Genomic DNA, 3,865 nt, shown 5'->3' with positions numbered 1-3,865 from the left:
TCGGTTGTAACGCGGGGTGCAAAGTGCGCCGCTGTCACAAACAATCACTTGGCCTGCAATCGGCTCGAACGCAGCCCGGAAGTGCTGCATCGATTTTAGCGCCACGACATGCTTGTTCTGCGGGTCGATACCAAAAGCTTTAAATTGCTGCAAATCCAGTATCTGGCGGGCACTGGTGACCACCAATATCTCAATGCCACCGACACGAAGAACAGCGCTGGGGCCGAAACTGCCCTCGAGCCCATCAATCATTGAACCGTCGCCGGTGAAATGCCCGTCGCTGATAGAAACGAGTTCGCCCTCAACGCCGAGTGGCCCACCACCGAAACGTGGATCGATCTTGCCGCCCAGCGCAATGTGAACCCGTTCACCAACATCAGCAGCATGCAATGCCTGGGCTGCCTCGCGATCCACCATAGGACCAAAACAGGCATTCGTCACACCCGCCGCAATCAGTGCGCGCAAGAGCTCAGTTGAATCGCCATAGCCGCCGGCACCGGGATTATCCGCATAGTCAGCAATTACCAGCGGTCCTTCGTTAGGCTCGTATGTAGCTGCAATCGCTGCAGCTTCATAAACGCTGAGATAGTCGTTCAGCACATCAAAACGACTGTTCCATATGTCATCAGCAATCGTTTCGGCGAAAGCAATGTGCGCGGCAAAATCGTCCTGGCCGGTGACCAACACCGTTGGGCCAATCCTGGAAACATCTGCACCTGCGAAACCAGCATTGATGCTTACGGCGAATACGTCCGCCTTCTTTTCATAATCCCGCGCTTTTGCAATGCGCTCGATCATCGGACCTATGTCGGTACGCCCACCATTGACTTCTTCCAGCATGGGCCGGCTTACGAGGATCGTATGCGGCTGGATCTCGCCAGCCATCGTCCTGTGTAAAATTTCACCGGCATGGCGACCGGTGTCGCGCATATCAATATGTGGATAGGTTTTGAACGACACAATGATGTCAGCGAGAGCGCACATCTTATTACTGACATTTGCGTGTTGATCAAGTGTGATGGCAATTGGCATCTTCTCGCCCACCACGTTGCGGATACGCCAAAGCAACTCGCCTTCGCCATCTTCGCAAAATTCTAAGTCCATAGCGCCATGCAACCCGAGGAGAAGTCCGTCGAATGGTTGCTGCTTGATTGCGGAAATGATTGGGTCGCTGAGCCAGTTAAACGTTGTTCGCCTAACTTTGCCGCTGGGTCCCGCGGATGCGCTGAGCACATGCTTGACATGCCAGCCATGCGATCGACCGGTATCCAGGAAGCCAGCAAGTTCAGTATTTGCTTGGCCACGCTCGGCGATGGCGTCGGCGCCCATCAGAACATAGCGGTTTCTAAATGCCTGTTCATCCGTTTCCTGAAGACTAAAGGAATTGGTTTCATGGGACATTTCGGCTGTCAGAACGTTGAAGGGCATCAGATTTCTCCTTGAACAATATGAACATTAAGCTGGTGTTCGGCACTTTGGTTATGTCCATGAATCCCAACCGTCATCGTAAGCACTTCAGCGCGACCATCGCAATCAACCCGGCCACCTGACAGTTTCCTGACTGACATCAGTTACCCATATGTAATGCGATGAGCAACCGGATCTTTTGGACGACCGTTTTGGGAATTAATGGATAACCCCCTTTCTATGGTGCCAAAAGCCACCCTCCTATCATTTTCCAAAGATAAAGCAATGATAAGACCTTTAATCAATATAGCACTGGCTTTTGTTTTTTAATCTTCAACTCATGCGAGGGCCTTCTGAACAGGATTGTTCTTGCTTTTTTTGGAATATGAGCTACAATATTTGTAACTGTAAAAAATGTAGGTTCAAATTTTGTTTGTCAAAATTCAATGATATTGATAATTGGAGGCCGCTTTGCCGAGTGTGACAATCACACGCGATACGTTCCTCGAAGACAATCAGGGCCGACGGTTTTCCGATGTTGTCAACGATCCGAATCAACCTTTTGATGCAGTCATCGAGTTCTTTAATAATCCTGACAGGCAGCGCCGGATGGAGGAATCTGAGATTCATCATGACAGGCCGCCTTTATCAGGTGTTGTCCGGGAGTTTGAATCGCATCCTGGCATCGATCGGTCTTTGGCAGACATACACACGCAGAGGAGTAAACGATTAAGGCAGGCTGTTGGTGTGGTAGTGCGAATGCTCATGCAGGCCAGAGGCTGGCGGAAAACCGGCCGAAAAGGGTCGCTGGGCGTCAGGACCGTCAATAATGGATTGACCTCCAATCACAATACGGGTGGGCTGGCCTTCTGGTTCATCCGCGCCGAGCGGTACGATCGTGCCGAGGGGATGCCGTTTCAATCAGTGCGTGAGCGATGCCAGAAACCATAGCCCATAGGGCCATGACAGTCGCCAAACGAATGTTGGGTGAAAATTCATAAGAGAATCGTGAACATCGCCGAACAGCACCGTGAAGTGGACAAAAACGCAAGACTGACCAAGTAAAGGTGGATTATCAGATAAGTACCAAAAAACTCACATGATGTGCGATCCTAATAAATCGAAGTTGTTCTTCTGACCGATACCTCCCTTGCACCGCGGCATCAGCGGGTCGCCAGTTGTTGTCAATTTTTAAATCCTATTTACAATTTTTAACCAAGTGGAAGCCTGAATAAATGGTGGCTGCTTGGCACTCATTTGTCCATGTTGGGTATTTCGGATGGCAACCCGGCTCAAGATGAACGACGTGTACCGAACACGCCCGGCCTCAATGGGAATCATGCTTATGCAAATTTTTTGTATATAATTGATACCTTACGCTTAGAGAAGTTTGTTCCAATTTAAAAGCTTCTCTAATTTATACTATGAAAGATAAAGGAGTTAAGAAAATGGCGATAGTGAATGAAACGGCCTTAGTTTACTGTGAAAATCAATTTGGATTGGTTGACGGGAAAACGGCTTCCGGGCTAGTTAGGCACTCTGAAACCTATACCGTTGTCGGGGTTATCGATAGCTCATTAGCCGGCAAGGATGCCGGGGAAGAATTGGGTGAAAAAAAGAACGGTATTCCCATTTTTGCCAATTTAGAGGATGCGTTGGGTAAACTTTCAACGGTCCCGGATTGCTATATTTATGGGAAGGCACCTTTAGAAACGTATATCTCGGCAAAAGAGAGGGGGTTCATCCTGGAGGCAATGGAAAAAGGAATGGATATCATTAACGGTCTTCATCAGTTTTTTTCCGATGATCGGGAGTTTGTCCAGGTGGCTGCTCGCAACCATGTCCGCATTAAGGACATCAGAAAACCTCCGAAATTAAAAGATTTGCATGTCTTTAGCGGCCAAAGATCGAGAGTAACGATTCCTGTGATTGCCGTATTGGGTACCGATTGTGCCTGCGGCAAAAGGACGACCACGGTAGAACTCAACAATTCTCTGAATCGTATCGGCATCAAGTCCATATTGGTTGCGACCGGTCAAAGTGGCTTGATGCAGGGGGCCCTGTATGGTGTAGCGATCGATGCCTTGGTATCCCAATTTGTGGTTGGTGAAATAGAAAACGCCGTTATTCAGGCGTTTGACAACGAAAGTCCCGATATCATCTTGGTTGAGGGGCAGAGTGCCGTCAGTCATCCCGCATTTATGGGTTCTCTCGGTATATTGAAAGGTAGCAAGCCCGATGGCGTTATCCTCCAACATCCACCCGCTAGGAAGTCCCGTTGCGATTTTCCCAATTTGAAAATGCCAACCGTTGAGAGCGAAATTAAACTGATTGAAACGATTTCACAAACGAAAGTACTGGCTATTGCATTAAGCCATGAAAACCTGTCGGACGAAGAAATCGTTGGTATCATAGCGAGTTATGAAAATAAGTTTAAATTACCGACCACAGATGTACT

3 protein-coding genes are annotated in these 3,865 nt (G+C 48.6%); 2 read left to right on the top strand and 1 reads right to left on the bottom strand.

The annotated features are described in order from the left end of the window. Positions 1-1,428, bottom strand: a 1,428-nt coding sequence (locus tag QNK41_RS20765) for a M81 family metallopeptidase (protein ID WP_319261074.1), incomplete at its 3' end; no start/stop codon positions are given. Between the two features lie 438 nt (positions 1,429-1,866). Between QNK41_RS20765 and QNK41_RS20760 the strand changes: the two genes are divergently transcribed. Then, positions 1,867-2,358, top strand: a complete 492-nt coding sequence (locus tag QNK41_RS20760) for a hypothetical protein (protein ID WP_319261071.1) — start codon at positions 1,867-1,869, stop codon at positions 2,356-2,358. Between the two features lie 497 nt (positions 2,359-2,855). Next, positions 2,856-3,865, top strand: a 1,010-nt coding sequence (locus QNK41_RS20755; protein WP_319261068.1) for a DUF1611 domain-containing protein, incomplete at its 3' end; no start/stop codon positions are given.

It is taken from the genome of Desulfosarcina sp., from assembly GCF_033791525.1.
Lineage (GTDB): Bacteria > Desulfobacterota > Desulfobacteria > Desulfobacterales > Desulfosarcinaceae > Desulfosarcina.
Note: the sequence above shows the minus strand (reverse complement) of the source record. Positions and strands in the feature narration are given on the sequence as shown.